This window comes from uncultured Acetatifactor sp. (assembly GCF_948601915.1).
GTDB lineage: Bacteria > Bacillota > Clostridia > Lachnospirales > Lachnospiraceae > Acetatifactor.
Genome location: NZ_CAPDXS010000012.1, coordinates 1 through 13,195, shown reverse-complemented (window position 1 = coordinate 13,195; position 13,195 = coordinate 1). Strand labels below are relative to the sequence as shown.

The 13,195-nt window shown below is 55.5% G+C and carries 13 protein-coding genes; 8 read left to right on the top strand and 5 right to left on the bottom strand.

Going from position 1 to position 13,195, the window contains the following annotated elements:
• The first annotated feature begins 28 nt into the window (after window positions 1–28).
• From Q2B33_RS03425 to Q2B33_RS03415, 3 genes are all read left to right on the top strand, one after another.
• Window positions 29–514 (top strand): NUDIX hydrolase, encoded by a 486-nt coding sequence (locus Q2B33_RS03425; protein ID WP_300770290.1) that lies wholly within the window; start codon window positions 29–31, stop codon window positions 512–514.
• Window positions 515–578: 64 nt separating this feature from the next.
• Window positions 579–1,664 (top strand): hypothetical protein, encoded by a 1,086-nt coding sequence (locus Q2B33_RS03420; RefSeq protein ID WP_300783410.1) that lies wholly within the window; start codon window positions 579–581, stop codon window positions 1,662–1,664.
• A gap of 62 nt (window positions 1,665–1,726) precedes the next feature.
• Window positions 1,727–2,506 (top strand): S9 family peptidase, encoded by a 780-nt coding sequence (locus Q2B33_RS03415; RefSeq protein ID WP_300783412.1) that lies wholly within the window; start codon window positions 1,727–1,729, stop codon window positions 2,504–2,506.
• Here the strand turns inward: Q2B33_RS03415 and Q2B33_RS03410 are convergent.
• Window positions 2,501–2,815: a hypothetical protein gene (locus tag Q2B33_RS03410; protein ID WP_300913863.1), complete on the bottom strand. Its 315-nt coding sequence runs from the start codon at window positions 2,813–2,815 to the stop codon at window positions 2,501–2,503. The genes Q2B33_RS03415 and Q2B33_RS03410 overlap by 6 nt on opposite strands.
• A 45-nt stretch (window positions 2,816–2,860) precedes the next feature.
• Here Q2B33_RS03410 and Q2B33_RS03405 point away from each other — a divergent pair, with 45 nt between their 5' ends.
• Window positions 2,861–3,241: a hypothetical protein gene (locus Q2B33_RS03405; protein ID WP_300898413.1), complete on the top strand. Its 381-nt coding sequence runs from the start codon at window positions 2,861–2,863 to the stop codon at window positions 3,239–3,241.
• Between the two features lie 169 nt (window positions 3,242–3,410).
• Here the strand turns inward: Q2B33_RS03405 and Q2B33_RS24475 are convergent, their stop codons facing one another.
• Window positions 3,411–3,662, bottom strand: coding sequence for a transposase (locus Q2B33_RS24475; RefSeq protein WP_300783429.1), 252 nt, complete (start codon window positions 3,660–3,662; stop codon window positions 3,411–3,413).
• Between the two features lie 146 nt (window positions 3,663–3,808).
• Here Q2B33_RS24475 and Q2B33_RS03395 point away from each other — a divergent pair, with 146 nt between their 5' ends.
• Entirely contained in the window at window positions 3,809–5,071 is a 1,263-nt protein-coding gene (locus tag Q2B33_RS03395; protein WP_300783414.1) for a VWA-like domain-containing protein, read from the top strand.
• Between the two features lie 230 nt (window positions 5,072–5,301).
• Here Q2B33_RS03395 and Q2B33_RS03390 read toward each other — a convergent pair whose 3' ends face one another.
• Window positions 5,302–7,119 carry an ABC transporter ATP-binding protein gene (locus Q2B33_RS03390; RefSeq protein ID WP_300783416.1) on the bottom strand — a complete coding sequence of 606 codons (1,818 nt, stop codon included), beginning with the start codon at window positions 7,117–7,119 and terminating at the stop codon, window positions 5,302–5,304.
• Window positions 7,116–8,906: an ABC transporter ATP-binding protein gene (locus Q2B33_RS03385; RefSeq protein ID WP_300566617.1), complete on the bottom strand. Its 1,791-nt coding sequence runs from the start codon at window positions 8,904–8,906 to the stop codon at window positions 7,116–7,118. The genes Q2B33_RS03390 and Q2B33_RS03385 overlap by 4 nt, the downstream gene beginning before the upstream one ends.
• Before the next feature lie 437 nt (window positions 8,907–9,343).
• On the opposite strand from Q2B33_RS03385, the gene Q2B33_RS03380 reads away from it, so the two are divergent.
• Together Q2B33_RS03380 and Q2B33_RS03375 are read left to right on the top strand one after the other, a co-directional pair.
• Window positions 9,344–10,174, top strand: coding sequence for an MBL fold metallo-hydrolase (locus Q2B33_RS03380; protein WP_300566614.1), 831 nt, complete (start codon window positions 9,344–9,346; stop codon window positions 10,172–10,174).
• A 96-nt stretch (window positions 10,175–10,270) separates the two neighbouring features.
• Entirely contained in the window at window positions 10,271–11,788 is a 1,518-nt protein-coding gene (locus Q2B33_RS03375; RefSeq protein WP_300783419.1) for an ATP-binding protein, read from the top strand.
• A gap of 215 nt (window positions 11,789–12,003) precedes the next feature.
• Here Q2B33_RS03375 and Q2B33_RS03370 read toward each other — a convergent pair whose 3' ends face one another.
• Complete coding sequence (locus Q2B33_RS03370) at window positions 12,004–12,303, bottom strand: YciI family protein (RefSeq protein ID WP_300566608.1); 300 nt, start codon at window positions 12,301–12,303, stop codon at window positions 12,004–12,006.
• Between the two features lie 136 nt (window positions 12,304–12,439).
• Between Q2B33_RS03370 and Q2B33_RS03365 the strand changes: the two genes are divergently transcribed.
• On the top strand, window positions 12,440–13,195 hold a 756-nt coding region (locus tag Q2B33_RS03365; RefSeq protein ID WP_300913861.1), incomplete at its 3' end, for a YafY family protein.

Genomic DNA, 13,195 nt, shown 5'->3' with positions numbered 1-13,195 from the left:
AAGACGCAGAGCATGGTGAGGAATTATTATGGCAGATATACTTTTCAAAACCGACGATTATATCTTTTCGTACCGTGTCGGCGGTGTGCTTATACATAACGGAAAGGTGCTTATGCAAAATGCAGAGGGCGATGATGGCTACGCCTTTATCGGCGGTCACGTTGCCTTTGGCGAAACCACCGATGAAACCCTTGTACGAGAGTTCAAGGAGGAAATCGGCGCAGACATCAAGATTGAAAGATTGCTTATGGTGAATGAAAATTTCTTCCCTTGGGGCGATCGTCCTTGTCAGCAGATCAATTTGTATTATTTGATTTCCTTGAAGGATGAAACACAAATTCCTCTTGATAGAAATTTCAAGGCGTTTGACGATTTGGGCAACGAGCGAATTGAGCTGAATATGTGCTGGATACCGCTTGAAGACGTACCCAATATGAGTATTTATCCCCCTCAGGCAAAGGAGTACATTATGAATCTACCCGATGAGATCGTGTACTTCGTATATAAGGAGTAAGCTATTGGGACGGCGTTGCAGAAATATCCGCGGAGAGCGAATATACGGTGAAAAGGAGACTGTGATGGAGAATTTACAGGACAGATTCTGTTGGTATGAGCCGGAGGAAGACGGCTCGGATGTAAGCCCCAAAGAGCGGTATCAGCGCATGGTGGACTGGGCGGGCCAGGCCAGGGGGACGAACCCTGACGCCTTCGACGCGGTGACGGCATGGCTCCTGGAGGGCGGTAGGTGGAACGATGAAGAGATGGCCGCGAACCGCAGGCTCCTCATGGAGGGAATCATCGGCAGGTTCCTGGAACAGACCCGGAGGCTTCGGGTAGAGCTGAATGCCCTGGTGCCCTCGGGCCTGGTGAACATGGCCGTATTCGACACCCTGGACAGGTTCGAGGAAGAGCTGACCGGTGCCACCCGGGCCGATGAACTGAAGGAAGCGGTGGGGAAAGTGTTCACCGATTTTTCGTCTATCAGGAATCGGGAAACCAGAGAGCTTTTTGCGGGAGGCATCACGGGCAACGCAGGGACGGATACGGTGAGGATTTACGGATACATCAATTTCCTGAAAGACTGCGATGCCGGTGTGCAGTGGACGCTGTTCATGCCGGATGTGGTGGAGCGGCAGCAGGACGGCTTCCGGATGCAGCGGTTTGAGTACAGGAAGCTTCCCGCCATGCGCTTTATCGGGATGGAGAAGGACTTCTCCCGGGATGCCGCGGGACTTGAGGAGCTGCAGCGCACTCTGGACGCCATGGAGGGATACCGCAGCGTATTTGATTATGATGTAATCCTTCTGCACCACTACGGCAGAGGGGTGGACGTGGAAGCCTGCCACGGCCTGTGGGGGCGTTTCCTGGCGGCGGGCGCGCCCGTTCCGGAAGGATATGCCTTTGTGGATTTCGTTCCGGAGAGCGACGGAAAATCGGGGATGCCTTACCTGTCCCAGTTCGCCTATGCGGAATTTACCGGGGACATGGATGCCATACACAGGCAGGAGGGCTTCGACTGCGATGCCATGTACGATGTGACCAGGAACAATATCCTGGCCCAGAATGTGATGATTCCCTATCCCGCCAAGTACTGGACGGCGGAGGTCTATCTACAGGGGTTTCGGAAGGGGAGCAGCGCATATCTGTTCAGTGTGGAAAGATAGGGAACGGCGTAAGAGCGCCTGGCCTGAAACCGGGACGGGAGGACGGCAGGCGCAAGCCGACAGTGGATGCGGTTGACAAAGGGACAGAGGTGACGAAGATGGGAATCGTGTCGGAAGAAATGACATTTATCAGGAGAGACGGAAATAGAATCAGAGGGCGCATCTACCTGCCGGAAGAGAAGGACGGGAAGCTTCCGCTGGTGATATTCTGCCATGGCTTCGGCAGCAATTACCGGGAGCTGGAGCACCACGGGGAGGGCTTCGCGGAGGCGGGCATCTGCTGCCTGTTCTTCGACTTCTGCGGAGGCGGGCTTCAGTCCCTCAGCGACGGGATCATGGAAGAGATGACAGTGGCCACGGAGTGCGCCGATTTGAGGACTGTCATCGCCGGTGCGAGGGAACTGGAATACGTGGATCCGGAGCGGATTTTCCTCCAGGGGGAGAGCATGGGCGGCCTGGTCTCAGCTTTGGTGGCTGCGGAATGCGGGAGGGATATCAGGGCGCTGGTGCTGTGGTATCCGGCCTTGGGGATTCCGGAGGACGCCGGAAAACGGTATGAGGCCGGTGCGCGGGAAGTCTTCGGCCTGCGCCTGGGGGAAAGCTTTGACAGGGAGGCCAGGGACATAGACGTATACGGAACCATTCCGGCTTACGGCGGGCCCGTGCTGATGATTCATGGAGACCGGGATATCATCGTGCCCCTGGGCTATTCCCAGAGGGCGCTGTCCGCTTATGAGGACGCCAGGCTGATCGTCATCCCCGGCGCGGGGCATGGCTACGACGGAGCCGACAGCGCGGCCGCCCGGGAGCACTCCATAGGCTTTATCAGGGAGAGGTCATAGAAGCGTCCGCGGGATGCGCAATTCCTGATAAAGCCTTGCCCTGGCTTCTGTATCCCGCACGGCCAGCTTTGCCTCATCGTCCCGACCCTGGTCATACAGCGTTTCCAGAAGCAGGGTCAGCTTTGCTTCGCTTTTCTTTTCGCCTGTCGATTCGCCAATGGCTTTCCCTCTGGCCTCGCCTCTCCGCGCGATTCCAATATTTATATATTCATATCCTTGTTCTAATAAAAAATATTCGCGTCCATATCCCGTTAGCTCTGTAGAACCAGGTAGATATAAACTTGTATCATTGACATGGAAGAAAAGCATTCCTTGGAAAAATGGTTATAGGAAAGTGTGATGAATAGTATGATAATGGCAGAAGACGAAATGAAAAAGGTGGCTAAATCAGCAGATTTTCTGAATGATAAAGGATATGCAAGAGAAATAGGAGAGAGTACAATTTCTTTTTTGGGTGAGGGAATCAACTTCATTATTAGTTTTGAACGATACAGCAATGTAAGCGATATACTTATTAAATTCATAAAAGAAAACGAAATATATAGTGTTGGATGGATAGCATGCGTTAGGAGTGGCTTGAGTATTGAACCACATCAAAGACTAGAAAATGTATTAAGGTTATTGTCATATATAAGGGAGAACTATAGTTCAATTATAAGCAGAGATTATTGTAAAGCAAGCGATAAATTAATTAGGGAGTTTATTGAAAACGAACGAAGAAGTAAAAAAGTTTGAACCTGAGAGGTAGCAGTTGGAGCAGAGTAGGAGATGACATACCTCCATTGCTTCAATAGGCTGAGTGCCTGGGCAATGGTCAATACTTTTGACTTTTCCGCAGGACGTGGCTCAACAAAGCCGTCTGGTGTATAGGGCTTACAATCTGGGAGTAAGTGCCAGATAGCGGTCAGGAGCATATGGCAGATAGCGATGATGGCTTTCTTGCGGCTACGGCGTGCTTTATACGCTTATAACGATTAGTGATTTCAGGATGGTTCTTTGTTTTTGTCAAAGCACTTGCAACCTGCGCTGGGACTGGTTTAAAATAGGAGCCAGCACGGGAAATCCGAGTGGATTTGATTTTGCCAGCACTTTGGTCGTTATGGGGACAGCATCCTGCCCATGAAATGAGGTGTTTTGCTGTGGGAAAGACAGACATATCATTACCGATTTCATTTTTTGACAGATGCCGCCGGTGCGTGGTAGACTGAAGTAACGGTTCAGACAGCTTGATATAACTGCTCAGCGCACTGCCTGAACCATCCCAGATAGAAAGCCAATGAAAAGTGTCCCCAGGGAGGAGCCATGGAGAAAGACAACGAAACAATCACATCTCTTGCCAGAGAAGTCATGCGCCTGTCCCGTGACGATATCCTGATGCATCTTCGCTTTTTCGACAGGGCGCTGTCGGCTCTGCGCCTGGAGGAAAAGCAGGGAACGGAAGGATTCGCCACGGACGGGGCCTCCTGCTTCTATGACCCTGCCTGGGTCTTAAAGCGCTACAGAGAGGAGCAGCCATGGATCACACGGGTTTATCTCCATATGCTGCTGCACTGCGTCTTTGCCCATCAGTTCCACTGTGATCAGCTGGACAGGGCGGTGTGGGATCTGGCGGCGGATCTGGCTGTGGAGAATGTCATCCTGGAGCTGGGGCTCGGAGGCGCGGCGCTGGAACGGGACGGGCTGCTTGCAGGCAGGCTGGAGGGCCTGAAAGAGAAGGCGGGAGGCCTCACTGCGGAGCGCCTGTACCGGTATTTCACCACGGATTCCCTGCCTGGGGAAGAGGAAAAGGAACTGCGGCGGCTTTTCTTCCGGGACGACCATTCCCTCTGGACATCTGGGGAGCGTCCGGAGATGACGCGGGAACAGTGGAAGAAGATCAGCCGTCTCGCGAAGACGGAACTGAAATCATTCGCACGGCGGAAATCCGGCACCGTGAGCCTGGAGAAGAACCTGGAGGAAGCCACAAAAGAGAGGTATGATTACAGCGAGATTCTGCGCCGGTTCGCGGTGCCCGGGGAGGAGATGGCAGTGAGCCAGGAGGAGTTCGATTATGTCTACTACACTTACGGCCTGTCCTGTTACGGCAACCTGCCCCTGATAGAGCCCCTGGAATACAGGGAGGGCAGAAAGGTGAAGGAATTCGTCATCGCCATCGACACCTCCGCGTCCTGCAGCGGCTCCGCGGTGGGGAAGTTTCTGCGCAGGACATACGATATCCTGAAGGATGCCGAAAGCTTCTTTACAAAGATAAACGTGCACATCGTCCAGTGCGACAGCCAGGTGCAGAAGGATACCAGAATCGCCTGTCAGGAGGATTTGGAGGATTTTCTGGGGAAGGGCAGACTGGCGGGAGGCGGGGCCACGGATTTCCGTCCTGTCTTCGCCTATGTGGAACAGCTGCGGGAGCAGGGGGAATTCGAGAACCTGAAAGGCCTGATTTATTTCACCGACGGTTACGGCGTCTACCCGGAGCGGCCGCCGGAGTACCAGGTCATCTTCGCATTCCTGGAGGAGGACGAGAACCGGGCACCGGTGCCGCCCTGGAGCATGAAGGTAGTAGTGTGAGAAGAAGTTCTAGGCGGCCAAGAGGGGGCATAGCCTACCTCTTTAGGACGCCCGCCAAGAACTTCTAGACTCGTGAGCGAACAAGTTCGCTTAACGAGTCGGTCTCACACGGAAGAATGCCCAGAGTGCGGGCATTCTTCCGGTCTTGCACCGATTGTCCTTGACAACAGAACTATGTTCTGTTGTATGTGCCGTGAAGCGGCATGTCTGGAAGGATGCCCGACTGTCTTTTAAGATTTATACCACTGCTCCTGGGCTTCATAGAGCCTTTTGTACTCTCCCTCCCGGGCAATCAGTTCATCATGGGTGCCTATCTGCACCGCCTCCCCGTCTTTCATGACCAGGATCCGATCCGCCAGCTTCACAGAGCCCAGGCGGTGGGTCACGATGACGGCGGACTTTTCACGGGCGATTTCGGCAAAGCGATTATAAATCAGTGTTTCCTCGTATGGGTCGATGGCTGCCGTGGGCTCATCCAGGATGATTAGGTCATGGCCGCGGAAGAAGCCCCTGGCGATGGCCACGCGCTGCCATTGGCCTCCGGACAGGTCTATGCCGTCGAATTCCCGGGAGAGCATGGTATCATAACCCTGTGGAAACGCGCCGGGCTCCGTCCCCGCCATGGCGCATACGCTGTCCAGTCGGGCTTTTTCGGATCCCGCCCCGGAATCGCTGATGACGATGTTCTCGGCCAGGGTCATCTGGTAGCGCTGGTATTTCTGGAATACCGCAGAGGCTCGGCATGTGAGGGCGTCCATGGTAAGCCGCCTGGTGTCAACGCCGTTTTTCCGTACCGTACCCTCCACGGGCAGGTAGAGTCCGGCTATCAGGCGGATCAGGGTGGACTTTCCGGAGCCGTTCTCGCCCACCACCGCCAGGGTCTCCCCCTTGCGTAGCGTCAGGCTCACGTTCTTTACGGCATACTTTATCTGTTCCGGGGGGCCGTCCTCCTTTTTTCCAGCCGGGTAGGAGAAGCTTACGTTCTCCAGCACCATATCCCCCCAGCCTGGCGCGTCATGGCGCTGTCCGGCCCGTTCCTCCATGGCCAGGAAATTAAGGTAGTTGCGGATGGAGCCTGTGTTCGCGGCCATCTCTCCTATATGGTGGCAGACCACCTCCTCCATGATGTCGTACAGCATGCCGATGGAATTGAAGACCGCGGCGAAAGCTCCCACCGTTACCTCCCGTTTCATCAGGGCGTCATACAGCATCCAGAGGATGGCGCAGTATCCCGCTACGGTGATGGCGCGGGTGGAGAGCTCGAACAGATTTGATTTCATGGCGGCCTTGAACTTCAGCTTCTGCAGGCAGGCAAGGGTCTCCTGATACAGCTTCTTAAAGTAGGAGAAGCCTCCCAGAATGCGGGTTTCCTTGAAATATTCCCGGCCTGCCATACAGGTCTCATAGTATTCGTATTCCCTGCGGACCGGGGCCGAAGCGTCCTCCAGATGGGAGAAGGCCTTGGCGCGGATCAGCTGGGCCAGGGCAGTGGGCAGGAAGATGATGACAATGGCGCTGGCCAGGATTGGTTTCAGGGAAAAGAGATACCAGCCCATGAATGCGAAATAAGGAATATAAAAAGTCAAAATCGCAAGCACATCGGTGACATACCAGAAAGCGCTGTCCTTTCCCTGCTCCGCCTTATTGATGTCGTCCAGCTTTTCCGTGTCCTCAAAGACAGATGGATCCAGCCGGGCGATTTTCTTCTGGATGGCCATGGACAGATGGGCGCCTACTTTGCCTTCCAGTACGTCCGGCAGGAAATTGGCCACGCCATTCAGCACCTGACAGGCCACATTGGCGATGCCCAGGAGCGCCAGCGCGAGAAAGGCCTGGCCGATTCCGATTTTTCCCCCTGCCGCGTCCACCGCCCTGTCGAAGAAGCGCTGCTGCATCATGGTCTCCACGCCGAAGGATACGCCGTGGAGAATGGACAGCACCATGTATGTCATGAACAGGAGGGGCGCTGCCTTTATTATCACCGGCAGGAGCCTTCCGAAAGCGCCTGCCATACCCCTCTCTTTTTTCGTCCCGCTTTGTCTTTTCATTGATACCAGCTCCTCTGCGCCTCATACATGGAGGCATAAATGCCCTTTTGGGAGAGCAGTTCTTCGTGATTCCCCTTTTCCGCCACTTTTCCGCCGTCCACCACGATGATCTCATCCGCCAGCCGGGCGGCCCCCAGCCTGTGGGTGATGAAGATTGTGGATTTCCCGGCGCTGATCTTGCCGAACATTTCATAGATGCCGCTCTCCGCCACCGGATCCAAGGCCGCCGTGGGCTCGTCCAGGATCTGTACCGCCGCCGGATTGTACAGAGCCCTGGCGATGGCCAGGCGCTGCCACTGGCCCCCGGAGAGGTCTACGCCCTGTTCCTTTATTTTGCCCAGAGGGGTCTCCATCCCCCGGGGCAATTCGGCAATCGTCTGGCCCAGGCCCATGGCCTCCGCGGCTTCCTTGATCTTCGCCGGGTCTTTTCGGAGCACGTTTCCCAGGGCGATATTGTCATCCAGGGATATCTGGTAGCGGGCGAAGTCCTGATAGACCACGGAGAAGAGCGCTTTTAGATCCGCCTGGCGGAAGGTTCTCAGCTCCCTGCCGTCCAGCAGGATCTCCCCCTCGTAATTGTCATACAGGCCGGTCAGAAGCTTGGTCAGCGTGGTCTTTCCGGCCCCGTTGACGCCCACGAAGGCATAATGCCCGCCGCATTCCAGGCGAAGGCTGAAATCCTTTAAGATATCCTTATCCGTGCCCGGATACCGGAAGGATACCTGGCGAAACTCCAGGCTTTCGAAAGGGATTCCGGCGCCTGGCAGGTCCAGCGCCCCGGGGGTTTCGGACAGGGCGCAGAAGGCGGTCAGATCCTTGCAGTACTCCAGGTTCTGGGCGATTTTATTCATGGTGTCGGACAGCTCCCAGGACATCATCTGAATCAGGTTCAGGGTGGAAGTGATGAGCCCCATGAACATGCCCGGCGTGATGAGCCCCTTTGTCAGCGGAAACAGGAGTACGCTGATAATCAGCAGGGAGAGCAGCATTGTAATCAGGCTGGAGCCCTTCAGGCGGACAAAATATCTGGCGCTCACTCCCACGGAAATCTTCCGGGCGGCCTCGTATTTTTCCAGCCACTGCCGGTTCACCTTTTCCGTATAACCGAAAAGCGTCCGTTCCTCCACGTTTTCCCGCCCCTGCAGAACGCTCTTTAAGTAGTCCGCCCTGCGGCGGTGCTTCTCCGCTTCCTTATTTTCCTCGTAAATCTGATGTCCGCCTTTGATAGCCAGCCGGAAGAGAGGGATAGAGATGGCCACGATGGCCAACCCCGCCCACCACACCTGGGCCATGAGGATGACAAGCAAAGAGCCCACCCGCAGGACGATGTTCGCCGCGCCGAGGATATTGTCGAATCCGCCCGTCAGCTTCCCTACAGGGTCGCTGCAGACCCGGTTGATCAGTTCCCAGGTATCGTTGTCCTCCACATGCCGGTATTCCAGCGCCGCCCGTTTCTCAACGATTCCGGTGCGGTATGCGAATTCCAGGCGCATGGCCATTTTCAGGTTTATGTAGCTCATGAGCTGCCAGTTCAGGTTGTTGTAGGCCACTATGGCGATCAGGCACAGCAGGGGCGCGGTGATGGCCGACTGCCCTGCCTTTCCCGCGAAGATGTCCAGGGCGGTGTCGATGAAGGCCGCCGTGGCGAGCACCTGCAGTGACGGTAGAACGGATACTAATACCTGATTGAGCGTCTTGATTCCCGCATATACCGGGCAGACCGTGAAAGGGATTCGCAAAAAGTCCCCGAAGCCGTATTTTTTGTGGTTTACCAGTAATTTTTTCATGTTTATACCCCTATGCCCGCCCTTGGCGGGCGTACCAATCAGAATTCCATACAATAGAATCCTGCTTTTCGGATTCTATTGTATGGAAGTTTACTTCCAAACTTTTCTGCCTTTCAGAGCCGTGGATTTGTTTTAAGCTGGTCTTGAGCAAAGGATTCCAGAGATGTTGCGGCAAATTGCATCGCTGATGAGTATAACATATTTTAGGCTCCGCCGTCCAGCGCATGCTTTTTTCTAAAAAATCATGAGGCCAGGAAATCTTTTCTTGGAAAAGTGCAAATCGGTATAGTTGGAAAAGGGGAATTATGGTATACTTGCACACAGATAGCCATGCACCGTGCCGGGTGGCGGGGTGCGGTGAAGCTGTATCTGGGGAAGAAGGACGAACTGTGGCAGAGGCCTGTAAGAGACATGGCGCTATCGCTTAGGAGGATAAAATGAGGATTCAGAACTTGATTGAAAATACAGAGGGCGCAGCAGGGTGCCTCTGCGAGCATGGCCTGAGCTTCTACATCGAGGCAGGAGGGCGCAAGATTCTGGCGGACACAGGGGCCTCAGGAGCCTTTCTCACCAACGCGGAGAAGCTGGGCATCGACCTGAGCCAGGTGGATACCGTGATTGTCAGCCACGGGCATTATGACCATGCCGGAGGGCTCCTGGCCTTTGCGGAGCGCAACAGAGGGGCCCGGATATGGATTAACCGCCTGGCCGCGGAACCCTATTACCATAAAAACAATACTATGGAGAGATACATCGGCATGGATCCGCGGATCAAGGCTTTGCCCCAGGTGGAATGGGTGGAGGGAGACCGGACGATTGACCAGGGAATCTTTCTCTTCGGCAAGGCCCTTGGGCGGCGGCTGTGGCCCGGCGGCAACCGGGAGCTGATGCGGAAGACAGGAGAGGGATTCCTGCAGGATGATTTCCTCCATGAGCAGTACCTTGTCCTGGAGGAGAGGGGAAAACGGGTGCTGATTTCCGGCTGCGCCCACAACGGCATCCTGAACATTCTGGACAGATACCGGGAAATCTATGGAGAAGAACCGGATGTAGTCATCAGCGGCTTCCACATGAGCAGGAAGTCCGATTACAGCCAGGCGGATTACGCCCTGATCAGGGACACCGCCAGGGAACTGCAGAAGCTCCGCACCCGCTTTTTCACCGGGCACTGCACAGGAGAGCTGCCCTATCAGATTCTGAGGGAGATCATGGGAGAGCAGATCGCCTATGTCCACAGCGGGGAGGAGATCCTGCTGGAGGACATGTGACACAGGGCAAGAGCCACAAAGCCTACCATCGCGGAGAACGCCGTATGGATAAGCCGTAAAACGCATAAGCCAGAAAGCAAAAACACGGAGATCGACATGAACATAAAACAGGCAAAGGAATATATCGAGAACACAGTCAGGCTTTACCTGAAAAAGGACGAATTCGGAGAATACAGGATACCTCCGGTGCGCCAGCGCCCCATTTTCCTTCTGGGGGCCCCGGGCATCGGCAAGACCGCCGTCATGGAGCAGATTGCCCAGGAGATGGGCATCGCTTTGGTGAGCTATTCCATGACCCACCACACCAGGCAGTCCGCCCTGGGGCTGCCCTTTATCACCCAGAAGACCTACCGGGGAGCCTCCATAAGCGTCTCGGAATACACCATGAGCGAGATCATCGCCTCCGTCTACGACATCTGTGAGGACAGCGGCATCAGGGAGGGCATCCTGTTCCTGGATGAGATCAACTGCGTGTCCGAGACCCTGGCCCCGGCCATGCTCCAGTTCCTCCAGTATAAGACCTTCGGCCGCCACAGAGTGCCGGAGGGCTGGGTCATCGTCACCGCAGGCAATCCGCCGGAGTACAACAAATCCGTCCGGGAATTCGACGTGGCCACCCTGGACCGCCTGAAGGTCATGGAGGTGGAGCCGGATTATGGCGTCTGGAAGGAGTACGCGGGGGAAAAGCGCATACACAATGCCGTCACCAGCTATCTGGATCTGAAAAAGGAGCATTTCTACCGGATAGAAATGACGGCAAAGGGCCGCAGCTATGTCACCGCCAGAGGCTGGGAGGATCTGTCGGAAATCCTGGCCCTCCATGAGGAGGAAAACCTGCCCGTGGACGGGGCGCTGGTGGGCCAGTACCTGCGAAACGACAGGGTGGCCGAGGAATTCTGCGCCTATTATGAATTGTACCGGAAATACAAAAACGACTACAATATCGCAGATATCCTGGACGGCCGGTTCGGCGGCGCGGTCCCCAAGGCGAAGGAAGCGCCCTTTGACGAGCGGCTTTCTTTGCTGGGGATGCTGCTGGACGCGGTGCAGGGGGACATGAAGGAAGTCATGGAACAGGCGGCATTCCTGACGGATTTAAAGAACGTGTTGAAAGGCGTGGGCAGCCTGGCGGAGAAGGAGGGCTGCTCCGGGGCACAGATCCTGGAGCGGCTGGAGGCCCTTTCCCAGGCACGTAAGAAAATGCTGGACAGCCTGCAAAATGCCGGCGCCCTGTCCCAGGCGGACAGGAGGAAGCACAAAAGCGTCATCCGTTTCCTGGAGGATGCCCACAGGGAGCTGCGGGTGCGGGGCGATGCGGAGAGCCAGGCGGCCTACGGCTTCCTGAAGGAATGCTTCCGGGCACAGGTGGCAGGGATGAAATGCGAGACCGATAAGGCCCAGTCCAGGCTCCGCGCCCTCTTCTCCTTTGCCGAGGAGGCCTTCGGCCAGGGGAACGAACTGCTCATCCTGCTCACGGAGCTCACCGCGGGCAGCGCCAGCTCCCGGTTCATCGCCGCCTTCGGGAGCCCGGAGTATGGGAGGCTCAGTGAGGACATGATGCTGGCCCAGCGCAGGGATGACCTTAAGGAGCGCATCGCGGCGCTTGACCTGTAGCACCACAGCCGGGTGCCTGGGCGGCGGAAGCCTCAGGAGCCCCCGGCCCCCGGCAGCGTGAACACCCGGGTGAACTGTGCCTTCCGCTCCGGAGAAAGATGATGGCTGACCAGAATCAGCGTCAGCTCCGGCCTGGACAATTGGATACAAGGCAGGCATATTTGGGAGAATCCAACCAAAACTTGATTTATCGTTGTCCCGGGGCGGTCATGGGATTACAGCAGATAATTGTTTTCCCGGTTGGCAATCTGTAAGCCCACCAGCTTATAGCCCGCATATCCGCCCATGACCAATGGCTCTGCCCTGCAGATCTCCTCCGCCTCCTCCCGGCTTTCCGTCTTCAGGATATACATGCCCGCCATTCCCGGATAGCCCTTGAAGACGCCGCAGAGCTCCAGCTTTCCCGCGTCGTCCAGCCTCCGGATGTTCTCCACATGCTCCGTGACCACCTGTTTTGTCATCTTGTTATAGGTCTTGCTCTTCTCGATCAGCATCAGGTACATCATTTTTTCCATAAGATATGCTCCTTCCATTTTGCGCTGCGGGTTCCTGCACAGTATGTTTTTTCCAATGCCGTATTGCATTTGGGATACGGATAGTTTATCATAGAATAGTGACAAGGACTGTCACCATTTGGAAAGGAAATGAAAAATGTCAAAAGCAGAACGGCTTATTGAAATGATGATAACCATAAACGCGAAAAGGGATTTTACGGTGGGGGAGCTGGCGAAAGAATTCTCCGTCTCAAAAAGGACCATACTGCGGGACCTCCAGGAACTGGAACAGGCCGGTTTCCCTCTTTACGCCGAAGTGGGCGCGGCGGGCGGGTATCATATCCTGAAAGAACGCATCCTGCCGCCCATCGCTTTCTCCGAGAGCGAGGCGAAAGCCATATTCTTTGCCTGCCAGGCCCTGCAGTATTACCGCGACCTGCCTTTTGAACAGGAAACCATATCCGTGCTGAAGAAGTTCCTGAACTGCCTGCCATTGGATGTGCAGAATGGCATCACGCAGATCCAGAACAAAGTGGTGTTTTGGATTCCGGACAGGCACTGCGATTCGCCGCTGCTGAAGGAGATGTTCCTTGTGGCCGTGAACCGCCATGCCGCCACCATACGGTATTCGTCCACACATTCTGAAAGCATCCGCACCATCGTACCAATCGGCCTATACGCCATGAACGGGCTCTGGTATTGCCCCGCCTACTGTACCGCGGCGAACCAGATCAGGACATTCCGGGTGGACCGTATCAGGGAAATCCTGGAGGAGGCGCCCTGTCCGAAAGGGAAATATCCCATCCCCGGATCCATTCAGGAATATCTTGAAAAGACGGAGACCAAAAACGACCACCGACTGAAAATCCGGTTGACGGACATCGGGGTGAAGCGCTGTGAAAGCGAATGCCTG